Raw genomic sequence first — 2,704 nt, 5'->3', positions numbered from 1 at the left:
GCGAGCCACCAGAGAAGAGGGCAGCGCCTCACCCGAGCACACGATCCGCCGCAACGACGGCACGTCCAGATCCGGGACCTCCATGACCGCGTCCAGCATCGACGGCACGAAATGCGCCATCGAGACGCTGTGAGCGCGCATCAGCTCGACCAACGCGGCCGCGTCCAGGTGGACGCCCGGGGGCGCCACCACCAGCCCGGCCCCCTCCATCAGGGGCCAGAACAGCTCCCACACCGACACGTCGAAGGTGAACGGCGTCTTCTGCACGGCCCGATCGCCGGCCCCGAGCGGGAACGCCTCCCCCATCCACACCAGCCGGTTGGCGATGGCCTCATGGGAAACGAGCACGCCCTTCGGGCGTCCCGTCGATCCGGAGGTGTAGAGCAGATAGGCGGGCGCTGTCGGCGGGATCGTCAGAGCGAAAGCCGGCCCGTCCGCCGACTCGGTAGGAGCCACCACCACCGAACCGGGGAAACGGCCAGGCTCCTCCGTGATCACGACGCGAGCCCCGGCATCGCTCACCATGAAGGACAGGCGCTCATCGGGGTAGTCCGGCTCCAGCGGCATGTAGGCCCCGCCGGCGGCCATCACCGCGTGCACGGCCACGATCAGGTCAGCGCCACGCGGCAGGCACACGCCCACCACGTCGCCCAGCCGTACACCCTGCTCGCGAAGCACCGAGGCCAGCCCACGAACCCGAGCCCCGAACTCGGCATACGTCAACCACGAGCCGTCCCAGACGGCAGGAGCGTCCGGCGACGACGCCACCCTCCGCGCCACCACGTCGGGCAACGCCACGAACTCCCGAGGCACGCCCGTCGCGTTCCACCCCTCCACCGACGCCACATCGGCGGCCAGGAGTTCCTCGGAATCACGCGGGTCAGCCGCCGGATCCTCGGCGATCTTCGCGAAGACCCGGCGGTAGTGCTCACCCGCCCGCACGACCTGATCGGCGGAGAACTGCGTGATGTCATATTTGAGCTTCAACTCCAGCCCGCCGGCCTGCGGCGACCAGGTGAAGTTCGCGGACAGTGGCAGGTTCGTCTGCTCGAAGAACTCGCTCTCCTCGACCTGGACGACCCCGCCGGGGCCGAGGTCCTGGTAGACGTGGAAGTCGCGATAGTCGAAGAGCACGTCGATCAGGGGAGAGCGCTGGCTGAGACGCTGCATCTCGAACAGCGGATACAGCCGGTGCGGCAGGAACGCCACCTCCGCGGCGAAGACCCGCTTGATCAGCTCTTCCCAGCTCGGCACGTCGGTGCGCACCCGCACAGGCACACTGTTGAGGAACAGCCCGAGGACCTGCTCGGCCGCCTCGTGCTCGGGCCTGCCGTGCGTCACGATGCCGGTGACCACGTCGCTGTCGCCCGTCAGGAGCGCCAGCACGCGTAGATGCCCGGCGAGCAGCACGGTGCGCAGCGGCACCCTGGCCTGCCGCGCCACCCTCTCCAGCCCTTCGACGAGCTGGTCGTCAAGGGGTACGGCATGCGAGACGGTGTCCTCGGCGTCTCCCGTGCGGTAGCCGGGAAGCCTGGGCAGCGCGGTCACCGGCGCGTCGGCCAGCGCCTCCCGCCAGAACCGCTCGGTCTGCGGCGAGGCCACCGCCTCCTTCTCCCTGGCGACGAAGTCGCGGAAGGAGGAGGGCGGGGGTACGGCCGGCGCCTGCGGCACCCCTTGCAGCCCCGCGGCGTAGCGGTCCAGCAGCTCGGTCACCATGGAGGCGACGCTCCAGCCGTCGAGGATCGCGTGGTGGAAGCTCAGCGTGAGCGCGAACCAGTCGGTGTCGAGGTGGTGGATGACGGCGCGGAAGAGCGGCGGGGCCTCCCAGTCGAAGGGCCGGTGCTTCTCCTGCTCGCGCCAGATGCTCAGGCGCTGCCTGGGGTCCTCGAACCCGGACAGGTCGAGTTCCTCGACGGGTGGCTCGACATCCTGCCAGACCAGCTGGATGGGCTCGTCGAAGCCGGTCAGGTCGAACGAGGTGCGCAGGACCGAGTGCCGGGCCATGACCCCGCGAAGGGCGACGCGGAACGTGTCGCTCTGGTACGGCCCACGCAGGATCAGCGTGAAGACGTCGTGGTAGGTCGCGGAGTCTTCCTGGTAGGCGCTGTGGAAGAGCATCCCGGACTGCAGAGCGGTCAGCGGGTAGGCGTCCTCGAGTTCCAGAGCCGTCAACGCTTGCCTCCTTGGAAACGCTGCTTCAGCCGGTCCAGGTCCGCGGCGCCGAGCATGCTGAACGCCTCGCTGGTGCTGCGGCTCTCGTTCACCGTCCCGGTGGTGACCACCTGGGCCAACTCGCGCACTGTCTGGTGGACGAAGATGTCCTCGAGCGCGAGCGTGTATCCGCGGGCCCGGAGGCGCGCGACGATCTTGAGCGATCTGATGGAATCCCCGCCCAGCGCGAAGTAGCTGTCGTGGGCGCCGGGCGTCGGGACGCCCAGCACCTCCGCCCAGACCGCGGCCAGCGCCCGCTCGATCTCACCGCTCGGTTCCTCGTACGGCACGCCGACAGGGGCCTGCGGTTCGGGGAGTGCCTTGCGGTCGAGCTTGCCGTTGGCTGTCACCGGCAGGCGGTCCAGCACCGTGAAGGAGGCGGGCACCATGTGCTCGGGCACCCTCTGGCGCAGGAAGCCGGCCATGTCCCCCGGCTCCGCCGTGCCGACGACGTAGGCCGCCAGCACGCCGCCGACCGGACGGACCGCGGCCG

The 2,704-nt window shown here is 69.9% G+C and carries 2 protein-coding genes; both read right to left on the bottom strand.

Annotation, left to right across the window (positions count from 1 at the left end):
- Nucleotides 1–2,172: condensation domain-containing protein (locus tag ACFSKW_RS36085; protein WP_379577613.1), on the bottom strand; the 2,172-nt coding region annotated here is incomplete at its 3' end.
- Nucleotides 2,169–2,704, bottom strand: a 536-nt coding sequence (locus tag ACFSKW_RS36080; protein ID WP_379577611.1) for a phosphopantetheine-binding protein, incomplete at its 5' end; no start/stop codon positions are given. The genes ACFSKW_RS36080 and ACFSKW_RS36085, both read right to left, overlap by 4 nt.

Source organism: Nonomuraea mangrovi, assembly GCF_042681425.1.
In the GTDB taxonomy this organism is placed as follows: domain Bacteria; phylum Actinomycetota; class Actinomycetes; order Streptosporangiales; family Streptosporangiaceae; genus Nonomuraea; species Nonomuraea mangrovi.
The sequence above is the reverse complement of the archived record's forward strand: the minus strand, read 5'-3'. Positions and strand labels throughout refer to the sequence as shown.